The sequence below is a fragment of the Rhizobium sp. P2_G2 genome, from assembly GCF_056403555.1.
This window is the reverse complement of record NZ_JBFUFF010000009.1, coordinates 105,614-124,710: the sequence shown is the minus strand read 5'-3', so window position 1 is coordinate 124,710 and position 19,097 is coordinate 105,614. Positions and strand designations below refer to the sequence as shown.

General features: G+C 62.1%; 19 protein-coding genes. 2 read left to right on the top strand and 17 right to left on the bottom strand.

Features of this window, described 5'->3' with window-relative positions; genetic code table 11:
- The first annotated feature begins 98 nt into the window (after window positions 1–98).
- Complete coding sequence (locus AC1D06_RS10400; protein ID WP_477986156.1) at window positions 99–1,760, top strand: adenylate/guanylate cyclase domain-containing protein; 1,662 nt, start codon at window positions 99–101, stop codon at window positions 1,758–1,760.
- 186 nt (window positions 1,761–1,946) lie between these two features.
- On the opposite strand, the gene AC1D06_RS10395 is transcribed toward AC1D06_RS10400, so the two are convergent.
- The 15 genes from AC1D06_RS10395 to AC1D06_RS10325 all read right to left on the bottom strand — a co-directional run bounded on the left by AC1D06_RS10395 (window position 1,947) and on the right by AC1D06_RS10325 (window position 15,698).
- Window positions 1,947–2,930: a dihydroxyacetone kinase subunit DhaK gene (locus AC1D06_RS10395; protein WP_477986155.1), complete on the bottom strand. Its 984-nt coding sequence runs from the start codon at window positions 2,928–2,930 to the stop codon at window positions 1,947–1,949.
- 53 nt (window positions 2,931–2,983) lie between these two features.
- Window positions 2,984–3,397 (bottom strand): hypothetical protein, encoded by a 414-nt coding sequence (locus tag AC1D06_RS10390; RefSeq protein ID WP_477986154.1) that lies wholly within the window; start codon window positions 3,395–3,397, stop codon window positions 2,984–2,986.
- Window positions 3,387–4,991 (bottom strand): putative PEP-binding protein, encoded by a 1,605-nt coding sequence (locus AC1D06_RS10385; RefSeq protein ID WP_477986152.1) that lies wholly within the window; start codon window positions 4,989–4,991, stop codon window positions 3,387–3,389. Before AC1D06_RS10385 ends, AC1D06_RS10390 begins: the two co-directional genes overlap by 11 nt.
- Window positions 4,975–5,313 carry an HPr family phosphocarrier protein gene (locus AC1D06_RS10380; protein ID WP_477986151.1) on the bottom strand — a complete coding sequence of 113 codons (339 nt, stop codon included), beginning with the start codon at window positions 5,311–5,313 and terminating at the stop codon, window positions 4,975–4,977. Before AC1D06_RS10380 ends, AC1D06_RS10385 begins: the two co-directional genes overlap by 17 nt.
- Window positions 5,313–5,711: a dihydroxyacetone kinase phosphoryl donor subunit DhaM gene (dhaM, locus tag AC1D06_RS10375; protein WP_477986150.1), complete on the bottom strand. Its 399-nt coding sequence runs from the start codon at window positions 5,709–5,711 to the stop codon at window positions 5,313–5,315. The genes AC1D06_RS10380 and dhaM overlap by 1 nt, the downstream gene beginning before the upstream one ends.
- The gene (gene dhaL / locus AC1D06_RS10370) at window positions 5,708–6,319 is read right to left on the bottom strand and encodes a dihydroxyacetone kinase subunit DhaL (RefSeq protein WP_477986149.1); all 612 of its coding nucleotides are present in this window, start codon (window positions 6,317–6,319) and stop codon (window positions 5,708–5,710) included. Before dhaL ends, dhaM begins: the two co-directional genes overlap by 4 nt.
- A 31-nt stretch (window positions 6,320–6,350) precedes the next feature.
- On the bottom strand, window positions 6,351–7,985 hold the full coding sequence (locus tag AC1D06_RS10365) for a dihydroxyacetone kinase subunit DhaK (RefSeq protein ID WP_477986148.1): 1,635 nt from the start codon (window positions 7,983–7,985) through the stop codon (window positions 6,351–6,353).
- A gap of 66 nt (window positions 7,986–8,051) precedes the next feature.
- On the bottom strand, window positions 8,052–9,056 hold the full coding sequence (locus AC1D06_RS10360) for an ABC transporter ATP-binding protein (RefSeq protein WP_477986147.1): 1,005 nt from the start codon (window positions 9,054–9,056) through the stop codon (window positions 8,052–8,054).
- Complete coding sequence (locus AC1D06_RS10355; protein ID WP_477986146.1) at window positions 9,049–10,146, bottom strand: ABC transporter ATP-binding protein; 1,098 nt, start codon at window positions 10,144–10,146, stop codon at window positions 9,049–9,051. Before AC1D06_RS10355 ends, AC1D06_RS10360 begins: the two co-directional genes overlap by 8 nt.
- A 1-nt stretch (window position 10,147) precedes the next feature.
- The gene (locus AC1D06_RS10350) at window positions 10,148–10,363 is read right to left on the bottom strand and encodes a hypothetical protein (protein WP_477986145.1); all 216 of its coding nucleotides are present in this window, start codon (window positions 10,361–10,363) and stop codon (window positions 10,148–10,150) included.
- Window positions 10,360–11,313 (bottom strand): carbohydrate ABC transporter permease, encoded by a 954-nt coding sequence (locus AC1D06_RS10345; protein ID WP_477877841.1) that lies wholly within the window; start codon window positions 11,311–11,313, stop codon window positions 10,360–10,362. Before AC1D06_RS10345 ends, AC1D06_RS10350 begins: the two co-directional genes overlap by 4 nt.
- Window positions 11,310–12,278, bottom strand: coding sequence for a carbohydrate ABC transporter permease (locus AC1D06_RS10340; protein WP_477986144.1), 969 nt, complete (start codon window positions 12,276–12,278; stop codon window positions 11,310–11,312). The genes AC1D06_RS10345 and AC1D06_RS10340 overlap by 4 nt, the downstream gene beginning before the upstream one ends.
- A 114-nt stretch (window positions 12,279–12,392) precedes the next feature.
- Window positions 12,393–13,718 (bottom strand): ABC transporter substrate-binding protein, encoded by a 1,326-nt coding sequence (locus AC1D06_RS10335; RefSeq protein ID WP_477986143.1) that lies wholly within the window; start codon window positions 13,716–13,718, stop codon window positions 12,393–12,395.
- 290 nt (window positions 13,719–14,008) lie between these two features.
- Window positions 14,009–14,641, bottom strand: a complete 633-nt coding sequence (locus AC1D06_RS10330) for a TetR/AcrR family transcriptional regulator (RefSeq protein WP_477877844.1) — start codon at window positions 14,639–14,641, stop codon at window positions 14,009–14,011.
- 202 nt (window positions 14,642–14,843) lie between these two features.
- Window positions 14,844–15,698: a helix-turn-helix transcriptional regulator gene (locus AC1D06_RS10325; protein ID WP_477877845.1), complete on the bottom strand. Its 855-nt coding sequence runs from the start codon at window positions 15,696–15,698 to the stop codon at window positions 14,844–14,846.
- A gap of 112 nt (window positions 15,699–15,810) precedes the next feature.
- On the opposite strand from AC1D06_RS10325, the gene AC1D06_RS10320 reads away from it, so the two are divergent.
- The gene (locus AC1D06_RS10320) at window positions 15,811–16,530 is read left to right on the top strand and encodes an SDR family oxidoreductase (protein WP_477986142.1); all 720 of its coding nucleotides are present in this window, start codon (window positions 15,811–15,813) and stop codon (window positions 16,528–16,530) included.
- A 25-nt stretch (window positions 16,531–16,555) separates the two neighbouring features.
- On the opposite strand, the gene AC1D06_RS10315 is transcribed toward AC1D06_RS10320, so the two are convergent.
- Entirely contained in the window at window positions 16,556–18,049 is a 1,494-nt protein-coding gene (locus AC1D06_RS10315; RefSeq protein ID WP_477986140.1) for a sensor histidine kinase, read from the bottom strand.
- A 147-nt stretch (window positions 18,050–18,196) separates the two neighbouring features.
- Entirely contained in the window at window positions 18,197–18,976 is a 780-nt protein-coding gene (locus tag AC1D06_RS10310; RefSeq protein ID WP_477986139.1) for an SDR family oxidoreductase, read from the bottom strand.
- Window positions 18,977–19,097: the final 121 nt, after the last annotated feature.

Below are 19,097 nucleotides of genomic sequence, written 5' to 3'. Positions count from 1 at the left end.
GCGATCGCCATCTTGTTCACCCATCGCTCACATAACTATCATTATGAATTGAAGAGCGAATTGCGCGATAGAAGAGTATGTCTGAAAGAATCGGAGCCGTGGCCAAACACGTGGGCATCATCAACTCCCGCACGAAAGGGAAAGCGCACATCGCCTCCGGGCTTGTGCTGGCGAGTTTCATCGTCACGCATTTCCTCAATCACAGCCTCGGCCTGATTTCCGTCGATGCGATGGAGGCAGGACGCCACGTCTTCAATCTCTTCTGGCGCAGCTGGCTGGGCACGACACTGCTCTACGGCGCGCTTCTCGTCCACTTTCTTCTGGCACTCGATGCCGTCCACCGCCGGCACAGCCTGTCGATGCCGACGGGAGAACTGGTCAAGATCATCTTCGGCCTTTCCGTGCCCTTCCTGATCCTCGGCCATGTCGTCGGCACGCGCGTCGAATATATGATGACCGGCTATGACAAGAGCTATCCGGAAGTGCTGCGGGCCCTCTGGTCTTCCGCTTTCTCCGCCACACTTCAAATCACCGCCGCAATTGTCGTCTGGACGCATGGCTGCCTCGGCTTCTGGTTCTGGCTGAGGGGCCGCGGCTGGTTCCCTCGCTGGGCGCCATTCCTGCTCGTGTTCGCCGTCGTGGTCCCCGTTCTGGCGCTGATGGGCTTTGTCAATGCGGCCCGGGAAGTGTCGTCCCTGCCGCCGGAACCTGGCCGCTATATGCGCGACCCGGCCATCCTCGCCAATGCCCGCGTGCTGATTTTCGCCGGCCTGTTCGCGACGATCTTCGGCACGCTGCTGGCCAAGGTGCTGCCGCAGGTGGGCCGTGTCCAGGTCCGCTACCAGGGTGGCAGGTCCATCATCGTCAATCCCGGCTTCAGCGTGCTCGAGGCGAGCCGCGCCGCCGGCATTCCGCATGTCTCGGTCTGTGGCGGGCGCGGACGTTGTTCGACCTGCCGCGTCCGAATCCTCGAAGGCCTGGAAGACCTGCCGCCACCGGGAGAGCGGGAACGCGCCACGCTCGCCAAGATCCGTGCGCCGCGCGACGTGCGGCTTGCCTGCCAGCTCCACCCCCGCCGCGATGTCACCATAGCGCCGCTGCTCGATGCCGCTGCCCTTGCCCAGGCCAACTTGCTGCAGCCCGAGACCGGTGCTTCGAGCGGCCAGGAGCGGCAGGTGGTGGCACTGTTCTGCGACCTGCGCGGCTTCACCCGGCTTGCCGAACAGAAGCTGCCTTATGATGTCGTCTTCCTGCTCAACCGCTACTTCGCCATGGTGGGAGAAGCCGTGGAAGCCAATGGCGGCGTGGTCGACAAGTTCATCGGCGATGGCGCCATCTCGCTGTTCGGGCTGGCCACGGATTTCGACGAAGCCTGCCGGCAAGCGCTCACTGCCACCGTGCGGCTCGCGACAGGAATGAAAACGTTGAACGAGTCTTTTCAGGGTGAACTCGATGCTCCGCTCAGGATCGCCATGGGCCTGCATGGCGGCCCGGCGATCATCGGCCGCATCGGCTACGGCAAGGCCAGCGCGCTGACGGCGGTCGGCGATACGATCAACACGGCAAGCCGGCTGGAAGGCCTTGCCAAACAGCACGATGTCGAACTGGCGGTCTCCGCCCGTATCGCCGAAACCGCCGGCCTGTGGTTCTCCGAGGACGCAAGCCAGGAATTGATGATCCGCGGCCGTTCCGCCACGCTGGAGACGCTTATGATCCCGCATGCGGCTGATATCGAGCGTTTCCTCAAGGTCAGTGCTTGACCGCCAGCGCCTGCAACACACTACTGCCAGGCCAAAGACTGCGACACTGGCAAAATCTTCGTAGGCTTGGAGCATGTCGCCTGAAAGTGGGGACCGATTTCAGGATAACGACATGCTCAAAAACAAAGATGTAGAGCGCGGTTCTGATTTCATCAGAACGCAAAGCGCTCTAGCGATCAGTCGCAATCACCAGGAAAGCGCAGGCGTCGACACGCTCTGATCCCAGAGCGTCAGCTCCGCGTCGCTCAGAATCGCGAGCGTCACGGAAAGCCCCGCCATATCCAATGATGTCACATAGGTGCCCACAAGAGAACGCGCGACGACGATGTTTTCAGCTTCGAAATGACGTCGCGCAATACCATAGGCAAGATAGAGTTCCGGCGATGGCGTGCCGCCGAAGCCGTTGATGAACAGCAGCGGATTGCCGTCCGGGATGGTGCCGAAATCCGCAAGGATCGTCCGGCAAAGCGACGCCACGATCTCCGTGGCGCTGCTGAACAGCTCCCGCGCCCGGCCTGGTTCACCATGAATGCCGACACCGACCTCCATTTCATTCTCGCCGAGCACGAACGTCTCGCGACGTGTATTGGGCACTGCCACACCGCGCAGCGCCACACCCATGCTGCGAATGCGGGCATCAAGCCCATCGCCCAAGGCTTTGAGCGCCCCTAGCCCGGCGCTGTTCTCGGCAGCGGCGCCGATCAGTTTCTCGACGATCAGCGTGCCGGCCACACCGCGGCGCCCCTGACTGCGGCTGCCATGGGCGACATCGTCCCTGACCACCACCATTTCGATGGCGTGGCGCGCGGCCGCCATTTCGGCCGCCATCTCGAAATTCATCACGTCGCCGTCATAGTTCTTGACGATCAGAAGGCAGCCGGCACCGGTATCCATCTCCTCGATCGCCGCGACGATCTGGTCCGGCGTCGGCGAGGTGAAGATATGGCCGGTACAAGCCGCATCGAGCATGCCCGGACCGACGAAGCCGACATGCAGCGGTTCATGCCCGGCACCGCCGCCGGAAATGATCGCGACTTTGCCGGAAACGAGATCGCCGCGGCGGATGAATTTGCGGTCGCGGCCGAACACAAGCTGGCGCTCATGGGCGCGCACGAAGCCATCCAGGCTTTCCGCCACCATGTTCTCCACCGCGTTGATGAATTTCTTCATTCGGCTCTCCCCGCGGATATCTTAGAGCGCGCCTCCTCCGCCATCAACTCCCGCTACTCCTCGCCCGACGTCAACGCGGCGATCTTCTGGATGAATTCTGCGACCGCTTCGTCGAACTTGCGGTTCTTCTTCTCGTCGCCAAGGTCAGGCACCGTCAACGTCAACTGGCGGCTTCCATCGCTGCCGCGCAGGTCGGGCAGCTTACCGGGATGGGCAAGCTGGTAGGCTTCAAGGAAGCGCTGCTGTTCGGCGGGGCTGAAATGGCAAACGCGAAAGATGGTTTCGAGATGCCGTGAGGGCAAAGGCGTGGCATAGGCCGGGCTGGTGACCTGGGTAACGAAGCTGCGATGCTTGCCGAGCGCCGTCGCCAGCCGCTGCCGCGTGCCGGACGGACGGTTGTCGATAATGCCCGACAGCATGGTCTTGTAGACGATGATCGCATCGTCGTCGGCCGTCTCACGCGCCATTCTTGCCCTCACTCCCATTCGCGTTGAGCCCCGCGATCTCCAGGCTTATCGGAACCAGGCGCGCAGACGCCATCGAGAAATTCCTAAAACCACAGGCGAGCAGCCGCGCCGAAAAATTCGCATCTCCAGCGATATCGCCGCAAACGCTGACTGGAATACCCATGTCACCGGCCGCAGAGACAGCAAGTCTCAGCAGCCGGAACAGCGCCTCGCTTGCTTCCCCATGCAAGGGGGCCACGAGCGGATTGTCGCGCGCGGCGGCGGCAAGGTATTGCGCCAGATCATTCGTGCCGAAGGAGAAGAAGGCCGCCTCGCCGAAAAGATCGAGCGTCAACGCCGCCGCCGGCACCTCGACCATGATGCCAACAGGCGGAATTCCATAGGCCATGCCGCGACGGCCGAGATTGGCGGCCTCCTCGTCGAAGATCGCGCGCATTGCCTGGAGTTCCGACGGCACCGTCACCATGGGCAGCATGGCACGGAGGTTCCCAGCCGCGCCGGCGCGCATCAGCGCCCGGGCCTGTGTACGGGCCACTTCCGGTCGTGCCAGCAGCAAGCGCGTGCCACGGACACCGAGGAAAGAGGTATCTTCCGCACCACCAAGACCGCGCATCGCCTTGTCGCCGCCGAGGTCGAACATGCGGATCGTCACCGGCTTTTCACCGGCCCAGTCGAGAATCCGGCGATAGGCCTCGCATTGCCGCTCTTCGTCGATCACATCGGCCGGTGTCGACATCATGAATTCCGTGCGCACCAAGCCGATGCCGTTCACCGCCGCCGGATCAAAGCAGTCGATATCGGCTATGTCATTGACATTGAGCCAGAGGCCGATAGACGCGCCATCGGCCGTGCGCAAAGCACCGCCGGCAGGGGCAGCATAGTCGGCATCGGCCTGAGCAGGTGGCGCGATCGGCACGGCGTCGGCGCTCGGATTGACGACCGCACGGCCCGTCGTGCCATCAAGCAGGATCGTTTCGCCCTGCTCCGCCGACAATCCGCGCAACCCCACCGCCATCGGCACCGATTTCGCCCGGGCGAGCAGCGCCACATGGCTGACCGCGCTACCACCAGTCAGCGCCACGCCGCCGCCCTTGGTCCAGTCATGGGCGAGAAACAGGCTGGGCGCGATATCCCGGGCAACGAAGATCGTCCCTTGCGGAAAATCAGCCACCGGCCGACCGGTCAGCACGGCCAGAACCCGGTTCTTGATATCGACAACATCGGCGGCGCGCGCCGAAAACACGTCGTCGCCGGAAGATTCGATATCGGCGATATAAGCATCGAGCCCACCCGCCCAGGCGAGCGCCGCACTGTCGCCGGCGGCGACGCGTAGCATCGCCAGTTCGAGGATTTCTTCGTCGAGCAGCATTTCGATCTGAAAGTCGAGGATTTCCGCACTCTCGACATCCGAACGGCTGATCAGCGCTTCGAGTTCGGCGATCGCCACGCCGACGGCAGCCGTGAGATTCTGCCGCTCGATGGCGACGCTGACCTGGGGTGGATACGGCTCCGCCCGGTCGACGGCTATATGCGCCGGGCCGCAGGCAATGCCGGCGGAAGCCGCCTGCCCTTCGACCTCATGTGGGGCGGGCATGTTTCTTTTCCTCATCGAAATTGCGGGCGACCAGGCCCCTCAACGCCTCGATCGCCTCTTCGGCCCGCATGCCCTCGGCCCGGATCTTGAGCCGCGCCCCGCGCCTGATCTTGGCGCCCATGATCTTGACAATGCTCTTGCCGTTCAGCCAGACGCCGCTGCCATTGACCTCGATCTCGATATGGCAGGGAAAACTCTTGGCGAGCCGCGTGAAGGTGACGGCAGGGCGGGCATGCAGGCCGATCCGGTGGGTGACCTCGATCTCCGCCTGCCACCGGGTCGCCGACCGTTCCAGATTTTGCCGCTCGCTCGAACCAGTCATCAGGGCGACAACTCTTCAGCCGTGGCGACGACTTTGGCCAATGAGGCGCCGCCCGACGCTTCGGCTGCCGCGATCACCGAACCCTCGACAAGCGGCGCATTGCAGATGGTGACGCGCGAAGAACGCGGATGGCCGAGCATCTCGATCGCCATTTCGCTATTGGTCTCGGCGCCGCCGAGGTCGACGAAGACAGCAACGCCCGCTTCCGACCAGGCCGCCTCGATCGCGGCCAAAATCCCGGCCGTGTCGGTACCGAGCCCGCCCTCCGGATTGCCACCCGACCAGGCGAGGGGCACGCAATCGCCGACCATCTGCCGCACCATGTCGGCAGTTCCTTTCGCCACCAGCGGCGAATGCGACACGATGACGATCCCGACATTGGCGGCTGGCGCGGTCATTGCAGATGATACTCCCTGAGATATTCGCATATGGCCACGGTGAGCCGGGCACAGCTGAACGCACCCGGATCGACATGGCCGATCGACCGCTCGCCGAGGAAAGACGCCCGCCCGCGCCGCGCCTGCATGGCCTTCGTCGCCCAGGCCGCCGTCTCGGCGCGCGCGGCGATCCCGCTCAGCGCGGCACGGCTTACCACCTCGGCATGGACGGGGTAAAGCACGTCGAGCAGCGTCTTATCGCCCGGGCCGGATCGGCCACGCCGTGCCACCGCGGCGATGGCTTTCTCCAGCGCCGAGCCAAAATCCTGACTTTCGTCGACGGCAAGCGCCCGGCCAAGCTCGATCATCAGCGTGCCATAGAGCGGCCCGGCGGCACCGCCGATGCTCATCACCAGCGTCATGCCGATTTTTTCCAGCGCTTCGGGCAGCGGATAGCCAGCCAGTTCCGGACAGGCCGCGACCAGAGCCTCGAAGCCGCGCAGCATGTTGGTGCCGTGGTCGCCATCGCCGATGGCGCTATCGAGCCGGGAAAGTTCGTCGGACCGGCGCGCGATTTCCTCGCGGCAGATCCGTATCAGACCGGAAATATGCACGCTGTCGAGATGCATCTCCCCCTCCCCGATCCCGCTTCCTATTCCCTTATCCAAGCCCGGCCGCCACCTCGAACACACCGGCGACGGCCACAGCCCCCGGATCGGCAATGCCGGCCAGATTGCTCTCGCTGACATAGGAGGCGCGGCCCGCTTTCGCCTTGGTCATCGCCTTCGTCGCTTCCGCACCGGCCCGCGCAGCCTTGGCCGCCACGACAATGCCGTCACCCGCCAAGGCGCGAAGCCCCGGATCAAGTGCGTCGATCATGGTACGCGCACCCGGCATCGCCCCGCCATAGAAGACCATACGATCGAGCCCCGCAAGCAGGGCAGACGGCAAATCGGCCTTTTCCTGCAAGGCTTTGCCGGCAGCAGTGAAGAAAATCGACAGCAACACGCCGCTCGATCCGCCCATACTGGTGCCGAGGATAGCGCCGATGGAGCCAAGTGTAGCCGCTGTATCCGCAAGCGGCAGGCTACCAAGTTTCGCCTGGATCGACCGGGCACCGGTGGCCACCGTCGATCCGGTGTCGCCATCGCCGGCACGAGCATCGAGCCGATTGAGTTCGGCTTCCTGCGCGACGAGGAAATCACAGACCTTCAACAGGAAGGTCTCCGTTACGGCATGGCTGCTCGCCGCATGCATCGCATCGGCCGGCGCCTTCGGCGCGGCAATGACCTGGATCGCATGCTTCTCCGTCGCCGGTATCCAGGCGCGTGGTGCCACGGCTGCTTGCAGCGCCTTGCTCCGCGCCGCATCAAGCTTGATCAGCGACAGCGAAAAGCCGTTCATGTTGAGCGCCGTCATCAGTGGCGCCGGGCCGATGATCAGTTTCACCCGAGCCGCCAGCGACGAGGCCAGCACGACATGGGCGATCAGGCTCAATTCCAGCGGCGGCACCGCACCGAGATTGTTGATCAGTAAAGCATAGTCACCATCCGGTGAAAGCCGGGCGGACAGCCGCTCCGCCATTGTCGCCACCAGCGCCGAGGCTTGCTGAAGCGCGATGCGCTCGACGCCCGGTTCGCCATGGATGCCGAGGCCGAGTTCGCCTTCCTCCGGTCCGAGATGCTCTTCGTGATCGCGACCGGGAATGGAGCAGGACGACAGCGAGACACCGAGCGAGACGATGTCCGCTGCCGCTGCCCGCGCCGCCATAGATACGGCGGCGAGGTCTTCACCCTTCTCTGCGAGATAGCCGGCGATCTTGTGAATGAAGAGCGTGCCCGCCACCCCCCGCGGCTGGACGATGTCCGGCAGCGCGATGTCATCGGCGACGATCACCATTTCCACCGCAAAGCCTTCGGCCCGAGCCTTCTCCGCGGCGAGGCCGAAATTCAGCCGGTCACCTGTATAGTTCTTGACGATCAGCAGGCAGCCTTTCGGCCCGGTCACCGCCCGGATCGCCGTCAGCACCGCATCGACGCTCGGTGAGGCAAAAATCTCGCCCGACACCGCCGCTGTCAGCATGCCCTGCCCGACAAAGCCGGCATGCGACGGCTCATGCCCCGCCCCGCCGCCGGAGACCAGCGCCACCTGCGACTTATCCCAGTCGGCGCGCAGGATCACCTTGATGTCCGGATAGCTGTCGAGGCGCGCGAGCCGGCCTTCCGGCGTCGTCGCCAGGAGCCCGTCCAGCGCCTCCGTGACGATGTTTTCCTTGCTGTTGAAGAAATGCTTCATCGAAGTCTTCCCGTCCGTTTGTCTTTTTCGTCCGGCGATGAACGCCGGATGTTCATGCAAATATCGTCAGAGCCGCTGCCCTTCCGCGCTGAAATAGAGCGGGTTCTTGAGCGTTAGGCTGATCCGGTCCCCAGACCGGATGTGCAGATAGGGATCGGCCAATGTCACCAGCTTGTGACTACCCACCTTGATATGCAGATGGTTCTGGTCGCCCAGATGCTCGATCCAGTCGATCTCGGCATTGGCATTGCCGCCGGTGGCGATCTCCAGGTGCTCGCTCCTGGCACCGACGCTTCGCGCGCCGGCCGGAACATGGCCGCCGGGCAGAAGGTCCGCCGGCAGGATGTTGATATGCGGCTGGCCCAATCGCGCGGCGACATGCAGGTTGGCAGGATTGGTATAGATCTCCCGCGGCGTGCCGATCTGCACCAGCTTGCCTTCCGACAGGATGCCGATCCGGTCAGCCATGGTCATTGCCTCGATCTGGTCGTGGGTGACGTAGAGCATGGTCGAGCCGAGCTCTTTCTGGATGCGCTTCAACTCCAGCCGCAGTTCGCCGCGCAGTTTGGCGTCCAGCGACGACAGCGGCTCGTCCATCAGATAGATCGCCGGCCGCCGCACCAGTGCCCGGCCGATGGCCACACGCTGCATCTCGCCGCCTGAGAGCCGGGTCGCCCGGTTTTCCAGCTTATGATCGATCCGCACCATTTTCGCGACTTCGCGAACGCGCATATCGATCTCGGCCTTGGTCGTCTTCCGGGCCGGCGATTTCAGCGGAAACGCCAGGTTCTCGTAGACCGTCAGATGCGGATAGAGGGAATATTGCTGGAAGACGAAGGCGACGTCGCGGCCGGCCGGCGCTTGCGAGCCCATTTCCCGGCCGCCGATGCCGATCGTGCCCTTCTCGGGGTGCTCCAGCCCGGCGATCAGCCTCAGCGTCGTCGTCTTGCCCGCCCCAGTCGGGCCGAGCAGGACGACAAACTCGCCATTGGCGATCGAAAGATTGAGGTTGTCGACCGCAACCTTGTCACCGAATGTCTTGGTGATCCCTCTGAGAACGACGTCAGCCATGGGCCGCTCCTTCATAAAGCGAAGATGGAATGGCGCGACCGGATTTGGCGTCAAACACCGAAAGCATTTCCGTGTTGAGTTCGAGGCCCACCGTCTCGCCGATACGGAAATCGCGATCGGCCGGCAGTCGGGCTTTGACCAGTCCGGTCGGCGTCTCGACCGCGACGATCTGATTGGTGCCGAGATATTCGCTGCCATAGATCGAGCCGCGCAGGGCGGAACTATCGGAGAAGCGGATATGCTCCGGCCGAATGCCAAGCGCCAATTCGCCCGGTGCGACATCGGCATGGATTTCCGGCACGCCGACAGCAATCCCGGCGACGGAAACCGAACGCGCGCCCTTCTGCAAGCCGCTCTGGAAGCGCATGAAATTCATCGGCGGCGAGCCGATGAAATCGGCGACATACATGCTGGCCGGGCGATTGTAGATTTCCTGCGGCGTGCCGAATTGTTCGATGACGCCATGGTTCATCACCGCGATCTTGTCGGCCATCGCCATGGCTTCCAACTGGTCATGGGTGACGTAGACGGTCGTGGCATGGATGCGGTTATGCAGTTCGCGCAGTTCATGCACCATCACGTCGCGGAATTCGGCGTCGAGCGTGCCGAGCGGCTCGTCCATGAGAAAACATTTCGGCCGGCGAACGATTGAGCGCCCCAGGGCGACACGCTGCCGGTCACCGCTTGCCAGCCCTGAAACGGACCGGTTGAGGATATGCGTGATCTGCAGCAGCCGCGCCGTCTCCTCGACCCGCGCCTTGATTTCGGCGCGCGGCACACCCTGCGACAGCAGCGGAAAGCCGATATTCTTGCGCACATTCATATGCGGATAGAGCGCGAAGAGTTGGAAGACGAAGGCGATGTCGCGAGCGCTTGCCCGGTTGAACGTCACATCCTCGCCGCCAAGATAGATCGCGCCGCTGGTCGGCAGTTCGAGGCCGGCAATCATACGGAGCGTCGTGGTCTTGCCACAGCCCGACGGCCCCAGCAGCGCCAGGAACTCGCCGTCATGGACGACAAAGCTCGAGTCCTGCACAGCGACGAAATCGCCGAACTCTTTCCTGAGATTCTGTATCCGGATTTCCGCCATGTCAGTGCTCCGGGAATTTCGACACGATGATGAACATGGCCGTACCGGCAAGCAGCACGATCAGCGAATAGGTGTAAAGCACCAGCGCAGACGGTTGGAACAGCATCAGGAAGCCGAGCGCGATTAGCGCCGTGGCGACGTTCTCCATCGGCCCGCGCCGGAAGAAGAACGGATGCCTGCGCCGGGATTTCGGCGTTGGTTCGGATGTTGTCGTCATTTGCGGACCGCTCCGAAGGTGATGCCGCGCAGCAATTGCTTGCGCAGGAGAATGGTGAAGACGAGGATCGGCACGAGGAAGATGGTGGTGCCGGCGGCCACGGCCGGCCAGTCCTGGCCGCCTTCGCCGATGATCGTCGGGATGAAGGGCGGTGCGGTCTGCGCCTCGCCGGAGGTCAGGAGTGCCGCGAARGCATATTCGTTCCAGGCGAAGATCAGGCAGAAGATCGCTGTTGCCGCAATGCCGGTGGTCGCCTGGGGCAGCACGACTTTCCAGAAGGCCTGCAGCCGTGAATAGCCGTCGACCATTGCTGCTTCCTCATATTCCCGCGGGATTTCGTCGATGAAACCCTTGAGCAGCCAGACGGCAAGCGAGACGTTGACGGCGGTGTAGAGCAGGATCATGCCGACCGCAGTGTCGGACAGCCCCAGCTCGCGATACATGAGATAGATCGGGATCGCCACCGCGATCGGCGGCATCATGCGTGTCGACAGGATGAAGAACAGTAGATCGTCAGCCAGCGGCACCTTGAAGCGCGAGAAACCATAGGCCGACAGCGTGCCGAGGAAAACCGCGAGGAAAGTCGAGCCGAAAGCGATGATCAGCGAATTGATGAAGCGCGGCAGAAAATTCGACGGGCCGGCAATCACCATGTTGCGCTTGCGGGTCACCTGGTCGCAGATGCCCTGCGGCGCGCCCAGCGACTGGATATATTCCGGCGTCTGCCGGGTGCGCGTGGTAAAGAGGTTGCAATAACCTTCCAATGACGGCTGGAACACCAGCTTCGGCGGATAGCTGATCGAATCCGGCGGCGATTTGATACTGGTGAGAAAGATCCAGGCCAGCGGCACGATGGTGATCAGCGCATAGAGGATGACGAGCGTCGCGGCGATGCGCTTGGAGGTCATGCTCGGTTCGACGACCGAATGGGCGGAATTGACGGCGCTCATCTCTGCTTCACCTTGTTAAGGGCCTTGACATAGATGTTAGCGAGGCCAAACACCGCGACGAAGAGGACGATGGCAAAGGCGGAGGCACGGCCGGTTGCCCAGCTCTCGAAGGCCTCGCGCTTGAGCGTGATCGAGGCAACCTCCGTCGTCGAGCCAGGTCCACCACCGGTCAGCAGCGTCACCATGTCGAACATCTTGAAATTCTCGATGCCGCGGAACAGCACCGCCAGCATGATGAAGGGCAGCGCCATCGGCACGGTAATCGACCAAAACTGCCGCCAGGACGAGGCGCGATCCACTTCGGCCGCCTCATAAATATAGTCGGGGATCGAACGCAGCCCGGCGAGGCAGATCAGCATCACATAGGGCGTCCACATCCAGGTATCGACGATGACGATCGCCCAGGGCGCCAGGTCGACATTGCCGAGCATCTGGATGTCGGAGGGCTGCAGGCCGGTGAAGAACGACACGACATAGGCGAACAGCCCGATCTGCGGCTCATAGAGGAAGCGCCAGAAATTGCCGACCACAGCCGGCGACAGCATCATCGGGATAAGGATGATCGTCGTCCAGAAGGCATGGCCGCGGAATTTCCGGTCGATCAGATAGGCAAGCCCAAACCCGATGATCGTCTGCAGCAGGATCGTCCAGAGGACGAAATGCGCCGTCGTCTGCATCGCAGCCCAGATATCGCTGTCGGTGAGCACACGCTCATAGTTGCGCAAGCCCACATTCTGCAGCGGCACATTCGGCCGGTTGGCGCGGTAATTGGTGAAGGACAGATAGATCGCCCAGATGAGCGGAAAGATGTTGATCGCAAGTAGAAGGATGATGGTCGGCGAGATGAACAGCCAGGCGATCGTCCGGTCGGAGAAACCGCGGATCCGGCTCGCCACCGGCTGTGGTGTCGCATGTGCTGCCGCATTGGCAGCCTTGTCGACAATCGAGGGGTTGGAAATGCTCAAGACGTCACCTGATCGTATGGACATGAGGCATCTGGCGACCCGGCCATTGCCGGTCCGGGCCGCCAGGGGAGAGAATAACGCGCAATCCGCGATATTCCAAAGCCGGTTCAAGGCTCAGAGCTTGCCATCGTCCTGGAAGGTTTCGGTCCAGTCCTTCACAAGGCCATCCAGCGCTTCCTTGGCGGTGCCGTTGCCGGCCACGACATAGTTGTGGACGCGCTTCTGCATGGCCTGCAGCAGTGTCGCATAGCTTGGCTCGGCCCAGAAATCCTTGACGATCGCCATGGAGTCGAGGAAGGCTTGGGCATAGGGCTGGCTCTTGGCGAAGTCAGGCGCGTTGACGACCGCTTTCAGGCAAGAATAGCCGCCGAGTTCCCACCACTTCTTCTGCACATCCGGCTGCGCGAACCACTTGATGTATTGAAGAGCAGYGTCACGCTTGTCTGAATAGGAGACCACCGAGATGCCCTGCCCGCCGAGCTGGGCGAAATGCGCCTTCTCCGCCGGGTTGGGGAAGAAGCCGATGCGGTCGCCGCCGACTTTCTCGTCCTTGTAGAGGCCGGGCCAGGTGAAGGCGAAGTTCATCTGCATGGCGACCTGGCCGGATTTGAAAGCGTCGGCCGATTCCACCATGTAGACGTTGGAGCTGCCCGGAGGCGTGCAGCAGTCATAGAGCTTCTTGTAGAATTCCAAACCCTTGACGGCATCGTCGGAATTGACGAAGCCTTGCATGTCATAGGGCTTCTTCGGATTGTCGTACTGGAAACCCCAGTCGTAGAGCACGTTGGTGACGCCCATGGTGATGCCTTCCGAGCCACGCTCGGTATAGATCGAGGCACCATAGACCGTCTTGCCATCGATCTGCCGCTTCTGGAAGAACTCGGCAATCTGCATCAGTTCGTCGTAGGTTTTTGGCGCCGCCAGGTCGTGGCCGTACTTTTCCTTGAATTCCTTCTGCAGTTCCGGCTTTTCGAACCAGTCCTTGCGATAGGTCCAGCCGACCACGTCGCCCATGGCCGGCAGCGCCCAATAGTTCGGCGAGTTCTTCGGCCATTCGGAATAGCCCAGCACCGTCGCCGGCACGAAGTCATCCATCTTGATGCCGTTCTTGTCGAAGAAGTCATTCAGCTTGACGTAATGGCCGTTCTCTGCCGAGCCACCGATCCATTGGCTGTCGCCGATGATCAGGTCGCAGAGCTTGCCATGCGAGTTGAGTTCGTTGAGGAAGCGGTCGGCATAGCTCGTCCACGGGACGAACTCGAATTTCATGTCGATCTTGGTCTTGGCGGTAAAATCCTTGGAGAGTTCCACCAAGGCATTGGCCGGGTCCCATGCGGCCCAGCAAAGCGTCAGCGTTTCCGCCTTCGCCAGGTTCGGCAGCGCCGAAGACATCACGGTCGCGCCAACAATCCCGATCAGGGACTTCCACTTCATCTGCATCCTATCCTCCCAAAAAACGGAGGCAGGCGTCACGCCCCCTCCCCGGTATGCCCCAAACCCGACATGGTCCTCGCTCTACCAATGTTGAGTTATTTGTTTAGTTACTTTCATTTTACTCAACAAGCAAGCAACAATCGTTGCTGCGACGCAGCATTGCGCATGAGAGCTTCTTGGTATCGGAGAAATCATGAATCGGCAGGGCAGAGGGGGGTACGCAACATGCGATTCCCTTGGATAAGGGCGCCATGCCGCATGACGCGGCCCGCTATCCCTCCATGCTCATCGGTATTTCAGCGATAGCGGATGCCGTTGACGAAATAGCGAATGCATTGCCGCATATAGGCGGGCCTGTCGGTGTCACCGGGCCATTCCTCGCCCTGGCCAGTCTTGAGTGCGACGGCGCCGAACATCATGTCCATCAGGATGCCGGCCGCGACCTTCGTGTCCTCGACCGCGATCAGGCCGAGCGCCTTGCCTTCGGTTAGCCAATCGGCCAGCAAAGCCTTCGATTTGTCGCCGCCCTCCTTGCGCACCACCTGCCGCAATTCCGGGAAATGCCGTGACTCGATCAGGGTCATGCGGATAAAGCCGGCGCGCTGCTGTTCCGCCTCCGGACCGATATCGACCAGAAAGACCCGCTCGAGCTGGGTTTCCATCGGCACCTCGGAATCATGCGGCGGAAAGTCGAGCATGCTATGGCGATGTTCTTCCACCATTGCGGCGAAGAGATCGATCTTGCGCGGAAACAAGCGATAAAGCGTGCGCTTGGAGATATGGCAGCCATGGGCGATATCGTCCATCGAGGTCGCGCCATAACCGTTGCGCACGAAGAGATCGAGGGCCAGCCGGACGATTTTCGCCCGCTGCTCCTCGTCCGTGTGAACCTTCGGACGTCCCCTGCCACGTGCGACAATTTTGCCCAAGGTATGGACATCTTCCGGTCCAAATTGTCGCGCTGACTGCTGCATGACCACCCCATTCATTGACGTTCATCAATCGCCTGGACCATATCGGTACTGATGAGTTTCGTAAACATCGTCAACCCGCCAAACATGGACATGCGACGATATGTCAAGGCGCGATGCGGCGAATGCAGATCAGGGCACCGGGGTGAGAACGAGACAATCAGGCGAGCAGCTCGGCCAGCTTACGGCTGGTGCCGTCCTCGTCGAGCGGCGTGTAGACAATGAGCTTGATATCGGGCTGGCTGGTCAGGCTGAGCCCAGTATATTCGAAGGCCATGCGACCCGCTATGGGGTGGTCGATGCGCTTGATGCCGGAAAGCGGGCTCAACACTTCATGTCGCGGCCACCATTGCCGGAATTCGGGACTGGCGCGATGCAGGATACCGATCAGCCGCTCGAAATCCGGGTCGCCGGCATAACGGGCACTGTCGGCGCGAAACATTGCCAGCGAATTGCGCGCCACCGCCTCCCAATCCACCAGCAGCCGACGGTGCGCGGGGTCTGCGAACACCCGATGCATGGTGTTGCGCTCGTCGCGGTCGAGGGTCTCGTAGCCGCCGAACAAAAGGTCTGCGGCCCGGTTCCAGGCGAGCACATCCCATCGGCGGCCGAGCACTTGCGCCGGCTGATGGGTGAGATTGTCGAGCATGCGCCGCAACGGCTCGCCAACCGTCTCCGGCGGCAGGCTTGCCGCGTGTCCTCCCTCCCTGGCGCCGAGCATCAACAGGTGCTGCCGCTCCGTCTCGTCCAGCTTGAGCGCATCGGCCAGCGCCTTCATCACCTGTGGTGACGGCCTCACATCCCGGCCCTGCTCCAGCCAGGTATACCAGGTCGTGCCCACACCCGCGATCATGGCGAGCTCCTCGCGCCGAAGCCCCGGCGTCCGTCTGCGCGAGCCGTCCGGCAGGCCAACTTCGGCCGGCCTCAGCCGCTCGCGACGGGAACGGAGGAAGGCCGCCAATTCGCGGCGGCGGGCTTCGTAGGGATCGAATTTCTGCTCCATAGAGCCAATCATATCAGTATCGATACCAGGATAAAACAGGAACTGTTTGAGTTTTCCGCACCGATCCATTGTGCGCCCGTGCCGGCAACAGAACTGCACACAATCGATATCAAGGAGAATTCAAATGGCATCCCAACATGCGGTCATCTTCGGCGGATCGTCCGGCATCGGCCTCGCCACCGCAGCCACGCTTCTGCAACAGGGACTGACTGTCACCATCATCGGCCGCGACAAGGAAAAGCTGGAGGCCGCAGCACAGTCGCTGCCATCGGGCGTCCGCATGGCCTTCGCCGACGCTGAGAAGCCCGAAGACATCCATCGCGCGTTCGAAAGTGCCGGCCGGTTCGACCATATCGTACTGGCACTCGGCAACGGTTTTGGCGGCGGGGCTTTCGCCACACTCGATATGGCCGATCTGCTCAAGGGCTTCCAGACGAAAGCCGTCGCACATGCGGCAGCCGCGCAAGCCGCCTTGCCCCATCTCAATCATGGCGGCAGCATCACTTTCGTCTCAGCCGTCAGCGCCCAGGCGGCACTGCCGGGCACGGCCGGGCTTGCGGCCGTCAATGCCGCGATCGAGGCCATGGTGCCGGTGCTTGCGGTTGAACTCAAGCCGCTTCGGGTGAATGCGGTTTCGCCTGGGGTCATCGATACCGCATGGTGGAGTTTCATGCCCGATGCTCAGCGCACCGCGACATTCGAAGGCTTCGCCGCCCGCACCCCGGTCGGCCGCGTCGGCCGAGCCGAAGAGATTGCCCAGGCAATTGCCTTCCTGATCGGCAATGGTTTCATGAGCGGGCATGTGCTGACATGCGACGGCGGCGTGCGCCACGGCGCGGCATAGGGCCGGCGCGCGCTCCCGATCTACGTCACGCCTGGGCGTGCTGCAAAATCCTGTTGAGATCGGTCGGCAGGGTGATGATAAAGGTGCTGCCCTTGCCGAGCGCGGACTGGACGTTGATGTCGCCGCCGAGATTGCGCACCAGCGATCGCACAAAAGCCAGCCCGATGCCCTCGCCRGGCTGGTTCTGTTCGCCCGACCGGCGGAAGAGTTCGAAAATCCGGTCGTGATCCTCAGGCGCTATGCCTCGGCCATTGTCGCTGACCGAAATCAGACATTGACCGGGGCCGTCGGGCCGAGCCTCGATGACAATTTCAATTGGGCGATCCGGCGCGCGGTATTTCACGGCATTGTCCAAGAGGTTGCCGAAGACCTGCTCGAACGAAATCTTGTCCGTGACGATCGATTTGACCTTGGCGACGACCTTCACATCGCCGCCGAAGGATGTCACCTGATGCTGGATGCTGTCGACACTGGCCTGCAGGACCGTCTCGACATCGAGTCGTTCGGGTGCCAGCTTCCGCCGGCCGTCGCGGGAAATCTTCAAAATCGCGTTGATAAGGCCATCCATCTTTTTCGTCGACGCGCGGATGAAGCCGATCGCTTCCGGCACATCCTCGCTGACGGCAGTTCGCGCCTGCAGGATCTCGTCCGGGGTCGGCTGGCGTTCATCGGCAAGCACGTAACCGCCGACCTCCTTCAACGCCACATCGAGCTCGCTGAGGAAGCCCATGATGTTGACCAGCGGCGCCCTGAGGTCGTGGGTGATGATATAGGCAAAGCGCTGGATTTCCTGATTGGCGCGGATGAGATCGCGTGTCCGCTCGTTGACGCGCAATTCAAGTCCTTTGTTGAGGATATCGAGCTCCTGGCGCGCATACGACAGGCTCTGGACATACTCGAAAATGACGTAGGCTGCACCACCGACGACAATCAGGATGGCAGCCGCGCCGCCGAGGATGACCCAATAAAGCGTGCCTGCCGCATCGAGCTGATCACGGACGATGATCTGCAGCCGGCCATCGGTATAGGCCAGTGTATCATCCAGAGTGTCGCGGATATCGACCATATAGTTCCGCCCGACATCGGTTTTCATCAATGCCAAAGCGTCGGCCATGTGCCCGCCGCGCGCGAGATCGACGGTCTTCTTCAGTTCGACCATCTTCCCGGCTATGTCGCTGTTCAGCGTCGCGAGCCTGGCCCTGTATTCCGGAAAATTCTGGATGTAGCCGTCAAGCTTCTTCTCTCGTACGGGAATATCGATAACTGCGCCGTCATAAGGCGCCAGGTAGCGCTGGTCGCCTGTCAGCATAAAGCCGCGCTGCCCGGTCTCGGCGTCCTGCACGACACGGAAGAGATCTACGATACCGCTGCGAACGCGGCGCAACGCTAGCGTCTCCTCCGAATAGGTGCTGTTGGCCTTGCTGAGCCAGATCGAGGTGCCGACAATGGTCACCAGCACCACGACACCGAGGGCGAGCATGATCAATGTAAAGCGCAGAAAGGATGCGCTGGATCTCATCCGGGTGCTCCTTGGGGCGAACCATCTTTTTAGACACGGACCAGCAGGAATGAAAGCGCTGTTGAAAAGGCTGTGCGATAATGCACCGAAGTTGAAGCGACCTGCTCTTGGAGAGTGTCGGCCGTTCCGGGAGTTTGACAGTACGCCCTAACGCAGCAGGCCTTGCCCACCGTCCACCCAGACCGGCGCTCCCGTGACATGCCGGGACCGGTCCGAGACCAGGAAAGCGATGACATCGGCGACATCCTCGCTACGGCCGGGCTTGCCGCCGGTGATCGGCACCTGACCCTCCGGCCAATCGACGGGGATTTCCGTCTCCTCCTTGCCGCGAACATGCGTGCTGTCATTGATCTCAGTCTCGATGGCGCCGGGGCAGACGGCGTTGACGCGAATCGAATGCTTGCCGAGTTCGAGCGCCAATTGTTGGACGATCGCGACCTGGGCCGCCTTGGTCGCGGTGTAGGCGGTAGCGCCGGGCGTGGTGAATGTGCGGGTTCCGTTGATCGATGAGACGACGACAATCGCCCCGCCGCCGCCCTTCTTAAGATGCGGAACGGTCAGATGCAGCGTCAGATACGTGCCGCGCAGGTTGACCGCAATGGTCTTGTCCCATTCCTCTGGCCTGAGGTCGTCGATCGGCGCCCATACGCCATTGATGCCGGCATTGGCAACCACGACATCGAGCCGACCATATGCCTTGATCAACGTCTCGACGGCATCATGCATCTGCTTCTCATTCGAAACATCGGCGGCGAGCGACGTTGCTGTTCCACCGGCCTGAACGACGTCGGCGACAGTCCTGTCGTTCTCCTGCGGAGTATGGCCCAGCACGCCAACGCAAAAACCGTTGCGGGCAAGCACCAGCGCCGTCGCTTTGCCGATGCCGGAACCGCCGCCCGTCACCAGCGCCACCTTTGACTCGGTCATTTACAGATCCTCGCCTCGTTGTCCGACACCCAACGACTGCAATGCCCAGTGGTTCCGCCGTCATAGACCTTGTTCGGCCCAACCTTCGCTTCCGCACGCAGCGGCTGGCCTCGACCAAGGA